Consider the following 515-nt stretch of genomic DNA (forward strand, 5'->3'; position numbering starts at 1 on the left):
CGCAGCCGACCGGGTGCCCGCCGAACGTCTGGCCGATGTCGAAGCCGCCCGAGCGCACGTTTTCGGCGATTTCCGGGCGCATCAGCACCCCCGCGAGCGGCGCGTACGCGCTCGTCACGCCCTTCGCGAAAGTTAGCACGTCGGGCTGGACGCCTTCGGTCTGGATGCCGAACCAGTCCCCGCAGCGTCCGAATCCGGTGATCACCTCGTCGACGATCAGGAGGATCTCGTACTCGTCGCAGAGTTCGCGGACGCGCTCGAAGTAGCCCGGCGGCGCGGTGTACGCGCCGCTGGTACCGGCGATCGGTTCGGTCAGAATGCCGGCGATCGTCTCGGGTCCCTCGTTGCGGATGACGAACTCGAGGTGGTCGGCCGCGGCTTCGGCGAGTTCTTCGGGCGTGTCCGCATTGAACGGCGAGTCATGGCTCATCGGCGGCAGGAACTTCACCGCACCCGTCGTCGACGCGTGGGCCTCGAGGGGCCCGCGCGTCTGCGGGTCGCCGGTCGCGCTTCCC

1 protein-coding gene is annotated in these 515 nt (G+C 69.1%); it reads right to left on the bottom strand.

The features are described from left to right. On the bottom strand, positions 1-515 hold a 515-nt coding region (locus PGX04_RS27530), incomplete at both ends, for an aminotransferase class III-fold pyridoxal phosphate-dependent enzyme (protein ID WP_273741399.1).

The sequence above is a fragment of the Natrinema soli genome, assembly GCF_028618695.1.